Source organism: Deltaproteobacteria bacterium (assembly GCA_029860075.1).
Classification (GTDB): domain Bacteria; phylum Desulfobacterota; class JADFVX01; order JADFVX01; family JADFVX01; genus JAOUBX01.
The window spans coordinates 1-14,944 of sequence record JAOUBX010000101.1; the positions used below are offsets into that span (position 1 = coordinate 1).

General features: G+C 45.4%; 14 protein-coding genes. 7 read left to right on the plus strand and 7 right to left on the minus strand.

The annotated features are described in order from the left end of the window. The 5 genes from OEV42_19605 to OEV42_19625 form a co-directional block, all read right to left on the minus strand. Positions 1-192: hypothetical protein (locus tag OEV42_19605; GenBank protein MDH3976475.1), on the minus strand; the 192-nt coding region annotated here is incomplete at its 3' end. Positions 193-354: 162 nt separating this feature from the next. After that, a complete protein-coding gene (locus OEV42_19610) occupies positions 355-2,358 on the minus strand; it encodes a tetratricopeptide repeat protein (protein ID MDH3976476.1) in 2,004 nt (667 codons plus the stop codon). Positions 2,359-2,452: 94 nt separating this feature from the next. Continuing rightward, the gene (gene radC, locus OEV42_19615) at positions 2,453-3,136 is read right to left on the minus strand and encodes a DNA repair protein RadC (GenBank protein ID MDH3976477.1); all 684 of its coding nucleotides are present in this window, start codon (positions 3,134-3,136) and stop codon (positions 2,453-2,455) included. Continuing rightward, on the minus strand, positions 3,133-4,239 hold the full coding sequence (gene ald / locus OEV42_19620; GenBank protein ID MDH3976478.1) for an alanine dehydrogenase: 1,107 nt from the start codon (positions 4,237-4,239) through the stop codon (positions 3,133-3,135). The genes radC and ald overlap by 4 nt, the downstream gene beginning before the upstream one ends. A gap of 123 nt (positions 4,240-4,362) precedes the next feature. Continuing rightward, positions 4,363-5,229: a TIGR02757 family protein gene (locus tag OEV42_19625; GenBank protein MDH3976479.1), complete on the minus strand. Its 867-nt coding sequence runs from the start codon at positions 5,227-5,229 to the stop codon at positions 4,363-4,365. 69 nt (positions 5,230-5,298) lie between these two features. On the opposite strand from OEV42_19625, the gene OEV42_19630 reads away from it, so the two are divergent. From OEV42_19630 to OEV42_19660, 7 genes are all read left to right on the plus strand, one after another. Continuing rightward, the gene (locus tag OEV42_19630) at positions 5,299-6,318 is read left to right on the plus strand and encodes a DHHA1 domain-containing protein (protein ID MDH3976480.1); all 1,020 of its coding nucleotides are present in this window, start codon (positions 5,299-5,301) and stop codon (positions 6,316-6,318) included. After that, entirely contained in the window at positions 6,315-6,962 is a 648-nt protein-coding gene (locus tag OEV42_19635) for an MBL fold metallo-hydrolase (GenBank protein ID MDH3976481.1), read from the plus strand. Before OEV42_19630 ends, OEV42_19635 begins: the two co-directional genes overlap by 4 nt. Before the next feature lie 70 nt (positions 6,963-7,032). Beyond that, positions 7,033-7,233 (plus strand): hypothetical protein, encoded by a 201-nt coding sequence (locus OEV42_19640; GenBank protein ID MDH3976482.1) that lies wholly within the window; start codon positions 7,033-7,035, stop codon positions 7,231-7,233. A 12-nt stretch (positions 7,234-7,245) separates the two neighbouring features. After that, the gene (locus OEV42_19645) at positions 7,246-9,024 is read left to right on the plus strand and encodes a long-chain fatty acid--CoA ligase (protein ID MDH3976483.1); all 1,779 of its coding nucleotides are present in this window, start codon (positions 7,246-7,248) and stop codon (positions 9,022-9,024) included. A gap of 20 nt (positions 9,025-9,044) precedes the next feature. Next, positions 9,045-10,052, plus strand: coding sequence for an endolytic transglycosylase MltG (mltG, locus tag OEV42_19650; GenBank protein ID MDH3976484.1), 1,008 nt, complete (start codon positions 9,045-9,047; stop codon positions 10,050-10,052). Between the two features lie 625 nt (positions 10,053-10,677). After that, positions 10,678-11,868, plus strand: coding sequence for a PilT/PilU family type 4a pilus ATPase (locus OEV42_19655; protein MDH3976485.1), 1,191 nt, complete (start codon positions 10,678-10,680; stop codon positions 11,866-11,868). Next, entirely contained in the window at positions 11,869-12,639 is a 771-nt protein-coding gene (locus OEV42_19660) for a response regulator (GenBank protein ID MDH3976486.1), read from the plus strand. Positions 12,640-12,657: 18 nt separating this feature from the next. On the opposite strand, the gene OEV42_19665 is transcribed toward OEV42_19660, so the two are convergent. Both OEV42_19665 and OEV42_19670 read right to left on the minus strand, forming a co-directional pair. Continuing rightward, on the minus strand, positions 12,658-13,575 hold the full coding sequence (locus tag OEV42_19665) for a branched-chain amino acid transaminase (protein ID MDH3976487.1): 918 nt from the start codon (positions 13,573-13,575) through the stop codon (positions 12,658-12,660). Positions 13,576-13,590: 15 nt separating this feature from the next. After that, the coding region (locus OEV42_19670; GenBank protein MDH3976488.1) for a bifunctional [glutamate--ammonia ligase]-adenylyl-L-tyrosine phosphorylase/[glutamate--ammonia-ligase] adenylyltransferase at positions 13,591-14,944 on the minus strand (1,354 nt) is incomplete at its 5' end.

The following is a 14,944-nucleotide window of genomic DNA, read 5'->3' on the forward strand; positions in this document are numbered from 1 at the left end:
TATAGCGGTACCGCTCAAAAGAAAGCCAAGCGCCGTGTTGTACTGCATAGGCACAAATGCGGGATATACCTGTATAAGTATAACAGCGCCCGTATACCAGCCAATAAGAACGGTCAGCCCGAGAGTTATTGAAATAACGCCCGAAACAATAGCCACAACCCTCAGCAAGTGCATAAGGTCTTTTCCCTTCATCTTTCCACCCCAAGGTAATTTGCTGTGACTGCCTGAAAGAAACAGGGGAAATGTAACTTCACAGGCATAGCGTTAATACGGTTTAAAAGCAGTTTAACATAAAATTTCCCCCTTTGTATTTAGCTGCATAAAAAGGCAAGGCCTTTTTGCTGACTGAAGACATTACAAAAACTCTGCCGCTTTTTTATAACCCAGATCAGCAGCCTGCCTAAAGTAGGGTCTTGCTTTATCGATACCGAACTTTTCCAGATAGATTAGTCCCAATTTATAATAGGCTCCGGCATTCCCCCTGTTAATCCTGACTGCAGCCAGGAGGTCCCTTTCGGCATTTGCCTTGTCCTTTAATTGTAAATAAGTAATGGCCCTGTTGAAATAAGCCATTTCATATTGCCTGTTAAGTTCAATGGCCCTGCTGTAATCTCTAATTGCCCCCTTTAAGTCTCCCAGGCGGTTGAGGACATTTCCCCGGTTATTATAAACTCTGTCAAAATCAGGATTAAGGCTGATTGACTTGTTATAATTTTTCATGGCCTCGGCAGTATTCCCCAGATTATGGTAGGCCACTCCCCTGTTATAATAGGCCCTGTGGGAATCTTTTTTTAACTCAACGGCTTTATCATAGTCCCTTATCGCTCTTTCATAATTTCCGGAATAGAGATAGGCATTGCCCCTGTTGCTGTAGCAATCTTCTGCCTCAGGGTTCAGATTGATTGCAATGGAAAAATCCCTGATTGCTTTTTCATAAGCGCCCCTATCACTGTATACGGTCCCCCGGTTATTGTAGGCTTCATAAATCTCCGGATAAAGCCGGATTGCCGCTGAAAAATCTTTTATCGCTTTTTCGTATTCACCCAGGTCGGAATAGGCTGTTCCGCGATTGATATAGGCCTTGTAAGACTCAGGATTGATCTTAAGGTCATAACTCCAAAGACTTATTCTATTGCTCCAGACATCATTAAAGCGCACTGTTTTTATCGAGTAAAAAGCCAGAATACAAATAACGGGCAAGAGGCCAAGGGCTGCGGCCTTTTTATTTCCGTTCCTCATGGAAGGGCCAAAAAGTATTTGCCTCATTGTATATGCCATGGCCAGGCACATACCTGCAGAGGGGATATACATATATCTGTCCGCTACGTAATAAGCAAGAGGGATAAAGTTGGCTACGGGAATATAATGAATGATGAACCAGAACAGGGCAAAGGCCGGTAAGCGATTAGTGCGGACAAATAAAAAAGGGAGCGCCATAAAGGTGAGAAAAAATAGCCATGAAATGATGACCTCGAGATCTCCGGGAGAGGAAAAGAGCGCTATGGAATGAGCAGGTGACAAACCAAAGGGTAAAAACAATAGTCTCACATAGTGAATAAAAGACTTTGGCGCCGTAAGAACAATATTTTGGAGTGTGGGATCACCGGTATATCCGTGAAAGGTTCCCCTGTAATGCTGCCGGTCCATAAAAGCAAAGAAATCACCAATTTTGGAAATTTCGTACAAGGCAAGCAAAGACAAAAGGCTTAGGGCTAAAAATAAAACCCTTTTGCTTTTGGTAAGGAATTTTTTTTCATCCGCTAAAAAAAGGTACTCGTAAGCAACCAGGAGCAGAGGCAAAACGATAATAACCTGCTTTGCATGCAAGGCCAGATAGAAGCTGAAAAAAGAAAAAAAGAGCCATAGCCCGTAATACTTATGCCTTCTTTCACAAAAATTCATATAAAAAAGAAAGGAAAGAAGGGCGAAAACCATACATATCGCCTCTTTACGATTGGCAATATTTGCTACGGCCTCTACATGAACGGGATGCACGGCAAATAGCATTGCACCGAGGAAAGAAAGCCCTCTATCCGCCGTTAATCGTAAAAAAAGGATATAGAGAAGCAAAACAGAAGCGGCATGCCAGAGTATGCTGTGCACATGATACCCCCGCGGATCCAGGCCGAAAAGCCGGTAGTCAGCCATGAAAGTCAGCGTCCTTAAAGGCCGGAGTCCTATCGTCCATATATCGGTTAAATGAAAGTAGCGGATACTTTTATTATTTATGATTAATGGATAATCATCATAGGTAAACTCTCCTCCTGTCGTATTAATAAAAAGAAGGGATGAAATGAAGACCAGAACAATGGCAGGCAGGTAATTTTTGATTTTTGCGTGATTTGAGAAGAAAGTCATAAATTGAGAACTTCCTTATTTAGTGTTGCTCAGCTTTAACTGTATATCCCTTAAGAAGCCTTTACATTCAGGAGCCTTGCTGCCGGGGACCTGATTACAGTATCCCTTCCTCTGCAAATGAATAATGGGCGCTTTTCCCGATAATCATATGGTCATGCACTCTTATCTGGAGGGAAGAGAGCGCCTCCTTGAGCATTCTCGTCAACTCCCTGTCGGCACGGGAAGGGGCGGGGTGCCCGCTGGGGTGATTATGAACGAAGATAAGAGAAGAGGCATTATGATGAATGGCCCTTTCCGCCACTTTACGCGGGTAGACAGCCGTCTGGTCTACCGTGCCCCGGCAAAGAGCCTCATCGGCAATAACCTCGTTTTTGGAATTTAAGAATATGGTCCTGAACTCCTCATCTCTAAGGCCCGCCATGGCGGCCTTGCAATAATTGACGAGGGCCTCCGGTGATGAGATAATACAACTCTCACGGCTTTTTTCCCGAAGATATTTGGTGGAACTCTCCTTGACCAGCTTAAGGGCGGCAATCGCATTTTCTCCCAGACCTTTAATTTCTCTCAAAAGTAAAGGATCAGCATCAAGAACGGCCGAAAAAGAGCCAAACTTTTCAAGAAGCGCCTTGGCAAGGGGCTTTACGTCTTTTCGTGTAATGGCAAGACTAAGAACCAGTTCCAGCGCTTCGTAGTCTGCCAGGGCATGAAGACCTGATTTAAGGAATTTCTCTTTAAGCCGCTTCTTATGGCCTATATAATGGGGCGCTTCTTTTGTCAAAACTCAAGTACCTCCCACTCCTTATTCCGGGCCGCCGCCACTTCCCTCTTGACAAGCTTCCCTTTGTAAACATTTATTCCTTCCATAAGAGCCCTGTTTTCCTTTGCCGCTTTCTTAATCCCCTTTTCTGCAATCTCTATGGCAAAGGGAAGTGTGGCATTAGTGAGCGCAAAGGTAGAGGTTCTCGGCACGGCGCCGGGCATATTGGTTACACCGTAGTGAATGACACCATCTTCTTTAAAGACAGGATTGCTGTGTGTTGTCGGTTTCGACGTTTCCACACATCCCCCCTGATCGATGGCTACATCGACAATAACAGCCCCTTTTTTCATTAAAGGGAGCATCTCTTTTTTCACAAGGGCCGGCGCCCTGCCTCCGGGAATAAGTACGGCCCCCACGAGAAGGTCGGCAAGTTTAAGCTCTTCTTCAATATTATGGGTATTCGACATAAGTGTATTTATTTTACCACCGAAAAGATCGTCGAGATGAGCAAGACGGTGGAGATCCGTATCAAGAACAGTAACCGTTGCCCCGAGGGCTGACGCTACTCTGACGGCATTGCTTCCTACATTTCCGCCGCCGATAATGGTAACATGGCCGCGCTCTACACCGGGAACGCCGCCAAGAAGGATACCACGCCCACCTTCTTCCTTCTGGAGAAAATGAGCACCCACCTGGATAGACATCCTCCCCGCCACCTCACTCATGGGCGCAAGGAGAGGCAGGTAGCCATTTTCGAGGCTCACTGTTTCGTAACCGATGCCGATAACGCCCTTTTCCATAAGCACGTCGGTAAGGTCCGGCACAGGTGCAAGGTGCAGGTAAGTGTAGATAATGAGGCCTTCTCTTAAGTAATCATATTCACAGGAAAGAGGTTCCTTGACTTTCATAACCATTTCAGCCCGGCTGTAGACCTCCCGGGCGGAATCGATTATTTTGGCCCCCGCTTTTTCATACTCACCGTCACTGATGCTGCTTCCAAGTCCCGCCCCTTTTTCAATGGCTACCTCATGACCGAGCCCGGTAAGGGTCTTTACTCCCGCAGGCACGATGCCGACCCTGAATTCCTTGTCTTTAATCTCTTTGGGAACGCCGATGATCATTTGATATCCTTGACTTTTCCTTAGACCCCTGCTTAAAACAATTAATAAAATTTACACTTTATATAACACAGACTTTTAAAGGTACAAAGAGAAATTAATTTTTTTATTTTATAGTCTTCTTTATTAGAGCATGCAGAAATCACTTATGCTGCACTCCTTGCATTTAACGGAATCTCTCTTGTGTGGACAAAGATCGAGAATACCCAGCCTGCAAAGGGCAAAATCGTATTTGAGAGGGTCATGGGGATCGAGCCTTTTCAAATTTTCCGTCACTTCCAGGGCCATCTTCCAACCCGGACTTTTACGGGAAGCAAGTCCCAGGTTTTGCGACAGTCTTGCAATGTGGGTATCGAGGGGAACCACAAGCTTTGAGGGGGGAACAAAATTCCATATTCCCAGATCGAGACCGTCATCTTTTCTTACCATCCATCGAAGATACAGATTAAGCCGCTTGCAGGCGCTCCCTCCTTCAGGTGATGGGAAAAAATACCTCACCCCGGCATTGGGGGGCAATTCCCCTCCGCCGTAAAAGGGTGAAGAATCAAGAGATAGCACAGACGCCGAAAAACGGTTTAGAGCGCCTTCTATATTTTCATCCTCATCAGGGAGAAGTCCGGAAAAGAAACGTCCTATGGAACCGTATCGATGGAGGATCTGTTTTAGATACCAGACAAGACAGGCAATATCTTCTCCCCTGTTGAAACGGTGAACAAAACCGTCAAAGTCAGGCCCCTCTCTTTCAGGATTAAAATTTGTTACGTAACGGGCAGGGCTCTTTCCCATGAGGCCCAGAACCTTTTCCAGGCTTGCAAATATCCTCTCTACTCTGCCATAGGCAAGGGAGGAAGCAATTATTCCCGCTATTTCCTGATCAAGAGGGTCATCATAGCGACGGGGAAATTTGAGCGGGTCTGAATAGATATAAGTTGCGTCGTATTGCTCGCACAAGCTGTCCAGCTTTTTCTTCAAAGCGTTAATCTTAAACATCATATTGGCGGGAACCTAAAAGTAGTTAAAACTTTAAAAAAAGCAATCCATAGATTATACTCATTCTATTCCATGGAAAAGAAGTCAAAAAAGGTTGATGAACTGCTGGCGCTTGCCAAGGGCAAAAAGAGGGCCCTCATTATGCCCCATAACTATGCCGACCCCGATGCCATTGCAACAGCCCTGGCCATTAAAAATCTGCTTCAGAAAAAGCTCGGCCTGCCCGGAACTATCTCTTTTAACGGCGTCGTGGGCAGAGAAGAAAACAGGGTGCTCTGCAAGGCCCTCTCTATTGAGATCGTGCCCACTTCCCAAATTCATTTTGATGACTTCGACTTTATTATTCTTGTCGATTGCCAACCAGGCCCCGGAAACAGTGCTCTCCCCGATTCCCTCGTTGCCCATGCCATCATTGATCATCATCCGGCAGACAGTAACCTTAAGGGGGTTACTTTTTTAGATATACGAAATGACGTAGGCGCTTCATCAACAATCGCTACGGAATACCTTGTTGAAAGCAAAGCAGAGATTTCACCAGGCCTTGCCGCAGCGCTTGTTTACGGGATAAAAACAGATTCACTTAATATTGCCATCAAGACAAAGGAAAGCGATATCAGGGCCTATCTCCATCTCTTCCCATTAGCTGATCTTTCCATACTTAACAGCATTGAAAATGCCTCTCTCCCCAAAGAATACTTCAAAACCCTTAACGACGCTATCGAGGATGCCTGTATCTATGACAATGTGGTTGTAACAGACCTTAAAGATGTGGCCAACCCCGGCGCCATCGGTGAATTTGCTGATCTTTTTTTGAGGCTTGCAGATGCCGAAACATCACTTTGCTTCGGTGTCTACGATGAAACCTTAATGATTTCCATCAGAACAGTCAATCTCGAACTTAATGCGGGAAAAATAATCAGGTATGCCGTCGGGGAAAGAGGGACGGCAGGAGGACACGCCTATATGGCGGGAGGACAGATACCGCTTGTTAAAGAGACCCGGGAAGAGAAGATAGAGCATATCAATGCCGTAAGAAACAAGGTATTTAACAAACTTTCCATTAAAGGAAAAAGAAAAAAGAGAATCGCATGATCTATCTTAAACAGATCAAATCGGGCTACCTCGACAACTTCACCTATATCATAGCCAATCCTCTGGAAGGAATCGGAACGGTCATCGACCCCGGCTGGCCGGGCCATGAGGTGGACAGTTTAATCAGTAAAGCAGCGGCTGATGATGTGGCCATAAAATATATCATTGCCACCCACTGCCATTCAGACCATATTGGGGGAACAGGTGACCTTATTGAAAAAACAGGGGCTGAACTCCTTGTCCACGAAGACGAGGCTCCCTGCATGGAGAGACTCTCCTTTCGGCCCGATATTATTGTAAAAAACGGTGACCTTTTAAGCCTGGGCGGTCTGTCCGTCAGATTTATCCATACACCGGGCCATTCCCCGGGGAGCATGCTTGTCTTCACAGATGGAAAAGTCTTTACCGGCGATACGCTCTTTGTCGGCGGATGCGGACGGGCCGACTTGCCGGGAAGCAATCCCGAAGATCTTTACAAAAGCCTCTTCGAAAAACTTTTATTACTTCCCGATTCGACGGAAATCTACCCCGGCCATGATTACGGATCAAGCCCTTCATCTACGATAGCGAGAGAAAAGAAGGAAAACCCCTATCTCAGGTGTGAATCCAGGGAAGCCTTCATAAAGTTGAGAATGGGCCGTTAATGATCTTTTCCCGGCCCATATTGACAAGAAGGGGTCATTTTGGTATTTTGCAACAAATAAGAGAGGAATTATGACATTAGAAGAAATGAATAAGGAAAATTCAGATAGGGAACCGAAAGAGGAGACCTTCTGGAGCAGGCATGGCGCCAACATCGGCCTGGTAGTTCTTATCATCTATGTTATCCTTCTTGCCATCGGTACGGCGGCGGAAATTTTCGAGATCGATTCCATACTTAACTGGTGGATATTCAGGCCGCCCGGCCGCCACTAAGATGTTTTAACAATGAACATTCCCCAACTTTTTTTCAGCAAGGCTGCCGAGCTGGAAGACAAAAAAGCGCTCATCTGGAAAGAGCCGGCCAGCGGCCGCTGGCTCTCTCTCTCGTGGAACAGCTTCGCCCGTCAGGTAAGCAGCCTGACGGCCCATCTGCTTTCCCAAGCTTTTGAAAAAGGTGAAAGAGTGGCCCTGCTGTCGGAAAACCGCCCCCAGTGGGCCATTGCCGACCTGGCCATCCTGGCTGCCGGAGGAATTAATGTTCCCCTTTACTTTACGAGCACCTCGAACCAGATCGAGCATATTATTAGAGACTCCGGCGCCCGGAGAATGATCGTTTCAACCTGCGACCAGCTTGAAAAGGTCCTTAATTCCAAATGCATGGATGACATCCATGAGATCATCCTCTTCGATAAAACAAATAGAGCGCTTCCGGGGAAGGTAAAATTCCTGACGGACATTCTTGATTCCCATAGCGCAGAAGACCACGACCTCATTAAAGAGAGAATAAATGAAACAGGCGCCCACCATACAGCCAGTATTCTCTATACTTCGGGCACCACCGGCCCCCCCAAGGGGGTTGTATTGTCGCATAATAACTTCATCTCCAATGCCAATGCTTCGGCAGAGGTAATCAATGTTACCGGTAATGACCTTCTTCTTTCCTTCCTTCCTTTGAGCCACGCCTTTGAAAGAACAGCAGGTTACTATGTGCCCCTTTTCATGGGTGCTTCCATCGCTTACGCTGAAAGTGTTGACAAAATTGCCGCCAATATGCTTGAAATTAAACCTACCATCATGCTCGGCGTACCCCGATTTTATGAAAAAACCTACGCCGCTGTCAGGGAAAAAATTGACAGCCTTTCCCCCTTTAAAAAACAGATTTTTCAGTGGAGCCTGGCCGTTGGTCAGGCCTGTTCGGAGCGAGAACTTAACAAAGAGCAACTTTCTCCCTTTCTTAAATTAAAACGCTCCATTGCCGGCAAGCTTGTCTTTAAACCTTTGAAAGAGGGCCTCGGGGGAAGGATAAGGTTCTTTGTTTCAGGCGGCGCCCCTTTGTCGAAAGATATCACTGCCTTTTTCGAAGCGGCAGGCATCGTTATTCTTGAAGGTTATGGACTGACTGAAACCTCGCCGGTTATTACCTGTAACAGGCTTGAATGGAGAAAAAGAGGCTCTGTGGGCCGGGCTCTCCCCGGTCTGGAAGTGAAAATAAAAACCGACGGTGAAGTCATAACCCGCGGACCACATGTTATGCAGGGCTATTTCAACAAACCCGAAAAAACAAGGGAAGTGATCAGGGAGGGCTGGTTTTATACGGGAGATATCGGTGAAATTGATGAAGACGGTTTTCTTACCATAACAGACAGGAAAAAAGATATTATCGTTACATCGGGCGGGAAAAACGTGGCCCCCCAAACCATCGAAACGGCCCTTGTATCAAATCCCTTAATCAGTCAGGTCATGGTGTACGGAGACAGGAAAAAATATATTACGGCCCTCATCGTACCTGATTTCGCCAAGCTTGAAGAACTGGCAAAGCGGGAAAAAATCAGCCATGAATCTTTGGAAGCGCTTTGCGGCAATGAAAAAATTATCCATATTTACCTTCAAATAACACAAAAGGTCCTTAAAAACTTTGCCCCCTTTGAACAGGTAAAAAAAGTACTCCTTGCCGGTGAAGAATTTTCCATGGCAAAAGGCGAAATAACACCGACACTGAAGGTAAAAAGAAAGGCACTCATCGAAAAATATGGAAAACATCTTGACGTGCTTTACGACGAATAAAAAGAGAAGGAGAGAGTCACGTGCTTAAAACAGTCAAAGTATTGGTGGTTTTAGCGCTATTATCGGCGCTTGGAGGAGGATTTTACATCTACAATTATGGAAAGAATCCTCCGGGAAAAATTAAAGAGGGAGTAGTCATGGAAATTGAGCCGGGATCATCTTTTACTTCCATTTCAAAAAAACTGGAAAAGAAGGGCATCCTTGAAAATGAAAGAATGTTTTATCTCTATGCAAAGATAAGAGGGCTTCAGTCCAAAGCAAAAGCGGGAGAGTACTTGATAGAGCCTGCCATGTCAACGGATGAAATACTGGACAGGCTTGTCAGGGGGAGCGTCATCACTCACAGGATTACTATTCCCGAGGGCTACAATATTTACCAGGTTGCCGACATGCTTGAGGAAAAAAAGATCACAAAGAAGAAGGATTTTATAAAAAAAGCAAAAGATAAAAACTTCATGGCCAGCCTCAATGTGAAAGGCGTAAGTCTCGAAGGCTATCTTTACCCCGAAACTTACTTCTTTTTCAAGGGGATGAAGACGGAAGAGATTATGAGGCAAATGGTTAATCGTTTTCATACCGTTTTTACTGATGACCTTAAAAAGAAGAGCAAGGCCATGGGCTTTACCATGGAAGAAGTGGTTACCCTGGCATCGATCATTGAGAAAGAAACGGGAAACCCCGATGAAAGGCCACTCATTTCGGCAGCCTTTCATAACAGGCTGAAAAAAAAGATGAGGCTTCAGAGCGACCCTACGACCATTTATGGAATCATAGAAACCTTTGACGGCAATTTAAGGAGGAAAGATCTCTTGCAAAAAACGCCTTACAATACATATAAAATAAGTGGCCTGCCCCTTGGTCCCATCGCCAACCCCGGTATAGAATCAATAAAAGCCGCCCTTAATCCTGCCGATGTAGACTACATCTTTTTTGTCTCCATGAATAACGGCAGCCACATCTTCGCCAAAACCTACAAGGAACATAACAAAAATGTCTGGAAGTATCAGAAAAGTGGGAGGAACAGATAAAAAAACGCGGGAGAGAAAATTTTTCTCTCCCGCAAATGAAAGGAGGCGTTACAATTATTTAGATAGGCATAAAAAAATTTAGTTCATTTTTTATGCCTAAATTCGTGTTGTCCCCCCGTAAAAATTTGCATCAGCTGTTTCTGGCTAGAATGACGCAAAAGAATTGTCACTTCGACTCGGAGATCTCTGGCCGGAGGCCTCTGATAGGCAGGAGGAGAAATCTTTAGGATCTCTTATTACATTCGAGACAAGGATTTCTCCTTTCACCCCAAGGGCGCTTGTCACTTTGTTCGGGCGCACTCAAAATAACAGGTCAGCCCAATTCCCTAACCGCACATTGCCGGAATTAAATAAGATTCTTTAAATTCTATTGCCATTTGCTATTTAATCTGGCTATACTAAAGTGATGTTAGCAGGAATAATATGGAGTTGCTTTAAACAGGAAAGAGGTTAAACTTATAAAAGCGCCTGAAATATTCCGGGATTTAATTTTTTAAATTTTAAATGCAGCCATTGCCATGAAAACAGATAAAGGTTTTACCCTTGCCTTTTACAGAAGGTCAAGAGGCGCCCATGTCACCCTTTTTCTCATCAGGCAGTAAGGATAATAAATCAAGGGAGCTTCGTGAAATATACTGAACTGCTAAATAATCTCCTCAATTTCATCCTCGACAAATATGAGGGGGTCTCTGACATTAATTTTTCACCGGGAAAACTGCCGCAGGTTGAAATTAACGGCCAACTCGTTAACGTCCCGCTCTCTACCTTCAAGAACATGCTTCTTCCCTACCAGACAGAGTTGATTGCTCTAAGTATGCTCGACAATGACGAAATATTGATGAAAACACTGCTTGTAGAGGGCTCAGTGGATCTCTCTTACGCACTTCCTACAAGAGGCCGGTTCAGAGTCAACATTTTTACCCAGCGCGGGAGCTACTCCATCGTCCTCAGAGTCATTCCCACAAGCATCCCTTCTGTAGAAGAGCTGAAGCTTCCACAAACACTGAAGGATATATGCAAAGAGAAAAACGGCCTCGTCCTGGTAACCGGCCCGACAGGAAGCGGCAAATCGACAACGATGGCTTCCCTCATCGATATGATTAATGCCCATTACTCCTATCACATCATTACTATTGAAGACCCCATAGAATTTCTCCACCGTCACAAAAAATCGACCATTAACCAGCGTGAACTCGGTTCCGATACGTCGACTTTCAAATCGGCGCTGAGAGCAGCTCTCAGGCAAGCGCCAAAAGTCATCCTTGTCGGTGAAATGAGAGACAGAGAAACCATCGAGATTGCCCTTGAAGCGGGTGAAACGGGACACCTCGTCATATCCACGCTGCATACCATCGATGCGCCCAAAACAATCGACAGGATAATCGGGGTTTTCCCTAAAAACGAAGAAGCAGCCATCAGAAGACGCCTTGCCTCAGCCATTAAATGGGTTGTATCGCAAAGGCTCGTTCCCGAAGAAGGGGGCGGCAGGATTGCCTGCGTGGAAATTTTGAGAACAAGCGAAAGAACAAGGGATTATATCATTCATGGTGAAAAAGCCGGAAAATCACTCCATGACGTTATGAAAGACGGACATACAACGCTGGGCACTCAGACCTTTGACATGGTACTGAAGGATTATGTGGAAAAGGGAATTGTATCCCTCGAAACGGGCCTCCTTTATGCAACAAATGCCAACGATCTCAAAGTTCAGCTTGGAGAGAAAGCAAATCAACCGCAACCCGGCATCGGTGGTGACGAAGAAAGTGAAGGCGGCGGCGGACTTGACCTGGAGCTGGACGTTAAGGAACTCATCTAAATGAAGATTACATGCCAGAATGAAGAGTGCGGGACTATAATCAGTATACCCGATGAGAAGGTTCCCGCCAAACCCGTAAGAATTGCCTGCCCCAAGTGCAAAAGTCCTAATATTGTAACGCCTCCAAAAGCTCCGGCAGATGAAGCGGCTCCAAAAGCAGCGCCTCCCCGGGAAGGCGACCTTGAGCAGACTATTATGAACAAGGTGGAAGAGAGGATTTCCTCGCTTAGAAATGAACTCCTGGGACAACTTCAGCACCCGACGCCGGCAACGGGATCATTTACCCCTAACGAAACAGGAGCGATACCGTTTGCCGGGGGGACACTGTCTAAAAAGGCCCTTATTTGTGATGACGACAAGATGGCCTGTCAAATTATCAATGACAGCGTAAGCACTTTGGGTTACGAAGTGGACGAAGTAGAGACTATCGAAGGGGCTTTAAAAATTCTTGACCATTCTGAACTGGATTACAGCCTTATACTTATTGATAAGGTCTTTCCCGATGATGCAGAAGGTGGCTACAAGATACTGTCCAAAATAGCTACCATGCAGATTGATGCAAGAAGAAAGATTTTCGTCGTTTTTATCAGCGGTGAAATAAAGTCGGGCGATCCCAGCGCTGCCTTCCTTTCAGGCGCAAATATTATAGTAAATAAACAGGATATCGGGCAGCTTTCGACTATTATTGAAAACGAAATGGCCGACTATGACAAGCTTTACAAGATTTTCAGGAAATGCCTGGAAACATTCAAATCTGTCAGAAGGGACTGATATCAGTCCCTTTCCTCATTACAGATAACTTAACCAGTCCTTATATTTTTCCTCTTCACCCTTAACCGTCCTGAAATATACCTCCTGAACTTTTTTTGTAATATCTCCCGGTAATCCAGTACCTATGGCCCTGTCATCTACTTCCCTGATGGGCGTTATTTCAGCCGCTGTCCCCGTAAAAAAAGCCTCTTCAGCCGTATAAAGTTCATCTCTCGTAAAACGTTCTTCCTTAACCGTAATCCCTTCATCCTGGAGAATCTTCATCACCGTATCTCTCGTAATTCCCGAAAGAACCGTCGTACAGGGTGTGGTTTTGACAACACCCCCTTTAGCAATGAAAATATTTTCTCCACTCCCCTCTGAAACATAACCTTCATTATCGAGGAGAAGCGCTTCATTATAACCTGCAAGAATAGCCTCTCTCTTGGCCATGATGGAGTTAACGTAGTTACCGCAAACCTTGGCTTTTGTCATACTGATGTTGACATGCTGCCTCGTAAAGGACGAAACCTTGATCCTGATCCCTTTCTTTATACCCTCTTCCCCCAGGTAGGCTCCCCAGGGCCAGGCAGCGATGGCAACACGCACGTTGTAATCCTTTACATAGATGCCCATCTCGCCGTCGCCAATGAATACGATGGGTCTAATGTAAGCCTCTTTCAGATTATTTACACGAAGAACTTCCAGCGTTGCTTCTGAAATCTCATTCCTTGAAAAAGGAATGTCAATCTGGCTGATATGGGCCGACTCAAACAACCTGTCCGTATGCTCCTTAAGGCGGAAAATAGCGGACTTTCCATGGGCAGAGGCATAACACCTGACGCCTTCAAAAACACCGAGACCATAATGGAGTGTATGTGTAAGTACATGGATATTAGCTTCATCCCAGGGAATAAACTTTCCATCCATCCAAATTTTTTCAACTTTCTGAATCATTTATAAAAAACCTCCCTAATCTCTAATGTGGAGCTGCTCTTGCTGTTCAAAAAAACGTTTATATATTTTCCGTACGGCAGATGTACGTGCTAAATATTCACTGAGAAGTGATGAGCTATCATATCCGAGCCTTCTGGCCAGCACTTCGAATTCTTTCGAATTTGTATCGAGTTTATTGACAGACTGGTCGTGAACAATTCTTAGACCCGTTTCAACTTTTCTAAGGAATTGATAGGCTGCCGAGAGCACCCTGTAATCTTCCTCTTTCAAGCCCCCCTTATCTCTGAGTCTTTCCAGTGCAAGGGATGTATTGGGAATTCTTATTTCCTTATTTGAGGGGCCATATTTGAGAAGAAAATACTGGACCAGAAATTCAATATCAACAATCCCCCCCTTACCGGTTTTCACATTATAAATGCCATCCCTCTCCTTTGCAAGCTCGAACTCCATTCTCTTTCTCATCTTGTCGATCTCTTCAGTCAGCGCCTCCGTTGGGGCCTTACCATAAGTTGCCTCTTCCATGGCAAGGTTGATCTCATTAAGAAATGATTCTTCACCGACTATCGCCCTGGCCCTTGTCAGTGCCTGCCTTTCCCAGGTTTGACCGCTTTTTTCATGGTAGTCCCTGAAGGCATCGAGTGATGCCACAAGCGCACCTGAACTCCCTGAAGGTCTCAACCGCATATCGACTTTGAAGAGATAACCTTCTCTTGTAGGAACAGTCAGCGTAGAGATTATATTTTGCCCGACGCGGGCAAAAAACTCCTGGTTGCTTGTCTCTTTAAGTCCTTTTTTACCCTTGTATTCACCACTCGTATCCCCACCTCCACTATAGAGAAAGATGACATCCAGGTCAGAACTGTAAGCCATTTCACATGCACCCATTTTTCCCATGCCGACAATGGCCATTGTTGCCTCTCTCTCTTCCCCATCAACGACAGTTATGGGAACGCCGTATCTCTCCTTAACCTGATGAAGGGCAATTTCAAGGGCAATTTCAATGGACGCATCCGCCAGTGAAGTGATCTGCCGGGAAACCTCCTCAAGATCAATGACACCATAAATCTCATTGATACCGATTCTCAGCATTTCCACATTTCTAAAACGACGCATGATATCGAGTTTGTCTTCGTAATAGTCGGCGGAATCGACAAGTTCCCTCATCTCTTTGTTGATCTCTTCCCCCGATTTTCTGGGAGAAGATGCACCGGGAGCAACGAGAGAATCGAGGGTCTCGGGATAGGAAAGCAATATTTTTGATAAAAAGCTGCTCGTTCCGAAAAGGCCGACAAGGAGCTTGATAACATGATGATTTTCAGCCAGCAGGGAATATAGCGTGCCTCTGGCCCCTACGGCAGATATAAACTTC